General features: G+C 72.5%; 1 protein-coding gene. It reads left to right on the forward strand.

The genetic code is table 11. The annotated features are described in order from the left end of the window. Positions 1–321: 321 nt before the first annotated feature. A partial coding sequence (locus PV721_RS43150) for a YfjI family protein (RefSeq protein WP_319734308.1) occupies positions 322–1,842 on the forward strand: 1,521 nt, incomplete at its 3' end.

Below are 1,842 nucleotides of genomic sequence, written 5' to 3' on the forward strand. Positions count from 1 at the left end.
ATGTGGAGCCAGGCCACCGGCCGGCACCAGCCCCGCCAAACCGGCCCCAGCCTGGGACGGCCGTGGTGCGCCGAGGGTCGTCGCCGAAGGCGTCCCTTCATCTGTTCGTCCTGACCTGCACGCCGACGGCAGGCGCCGGCCGGTGGCCTGGCTCCACATCGTCGCCCCGCCCTCTTACGGGGCGGCCCCGAGCGTGCGGTCCTGGTGTTCCTGCGGCCGCGACCTCTTCGCGGCCGGGCAGGCCCGGTCTCTCGCGCTCATCGCCGACCACGCCCAGCACCACACCGTCTGTTCCCGCCTCACCCAGCGAAGGGATGCCGCATGACCTCGCACGACCCCGAGCTGTGGGCCGGGTTTGACGACATGACCCCCGAGGACGTCGCCGGGCCTGTGTGGGACGAGCCGGTCCCGCTCAACCCCCGCGGCCCTCTCCCCGCCTTCCCGGTGGACGCCCTGCCTGACTGGCTCGCCGCAATGACGGCCGGCGTCGCCGAGGAGACCCAGACCCCGGTCGACCTCGCCGGATGCCTGGCTCTCGCCGTCATCGGCGCCGCCGCTGGCGGACGCCTGACCGTGACCGTGCGGGGGCAGTGGAGCGAACCGGTCAACCTCTACACCGCCGTCGCCCTGCCGCCCGGCAACCGCAAGAGCGCCGTGTTCGGCCTCATGACCAAACCCCTCCTCGCCGCGGAGAAGGCCCTCATCGAGCTCACGGCGCCCCAAAGGGCCGAGGCCGCAGCCTCCGCGCGGATCTCGAAAGCTGCCGCTGAGAGGGCCGAGAAGATGGCGGCCAACGCCGAAGCCGAGAAGCTGGCCGGTCTCACCGCCCAGGCCATCTCACTGGCCGAGGCGGCAGAACGGGCCGTCGTCCCCGCGGAGCCGCAGCTGGTCGCCGACGACGTCACCGCCGAGAGTCTGACCAGCCTCCTCGCCCAGCAGGACGGACGGATCGCGATCCTGTCCCCCGAGGGCGAGATCTTCGAGATCATCGCCGGACGCTACTCCGGCGTCCCGAACATGGGGATCTTCCTCAAGGGCCACGCTGGCGACATGGCCCGCGTCAACCGCCAGGCCCGGGACGCCCAGTACATCGAGAACCCCGCCATCACCATGGGTCTGGCCGTCCAGCCCGACGTCCTGGACTCCATCGGCCAGATCAAGGGCGCCGACGGCCGCGGTCTCCTCGCCCGCTTCCTCTACTCCAAGCCCGAATCGCTCGTCGGCTACCGCAACCTAACCCCCGAACTCCTCGACCCCGACACCGCCGGCACCTACGCCCAGAACCTCGGGCACCTGGCTCTGACCCTGGCGGGCTGGACCGAGACCGCCGCACTCACCCTCACCCCCGGGGCGGACGCGACCCTCCTCGCCTACCAGCGCGTCACCGAATCCCGCCTCCGCAAGGACGGGAGCCTCGCGCCGATCGTGAACTGGGCCAGCAAGCGCGACGGCGCCGTCGCCCGCATCGCAGGCCTCCTCCACCTCGCCACCCACCCCGAGGACGCCTGGACCCAGCCGATCGCCGCCGAGACCATGGCCGCCGCCACCCGGCTCGGGGACTACTTCACCGCCCACGCCCTCGACGTTTTCAACGCCATGAAGGCCGACCCCGCCCAGGAAGCCGCCCACACGGTCCTGACCCACCTGACCGAGACCCGCACCACCGCCTTCACCAAACGCGACCTCTTCCGCGCGATGCCCCGCAGTGACTTCCCCGCCATGGGCGACCTCGACCCCGCCCTGGACCTCCTGGAGGAACACGGCTGGGTCCGCCAGCAGCCCCCGCCGCCCCGCACCACACGCGGCGGCCGGCCGCCGCGTGTGGTGCGGGGCGGCGGGGGC

The organism is Streptomyces sp. MB09-01, assembly GCF_033794505.1.
GTDB lineage: Bacteria > Actinomycetota > Actinomycetes > Streptomycetales > Streptomycetaceae > Streptomyces.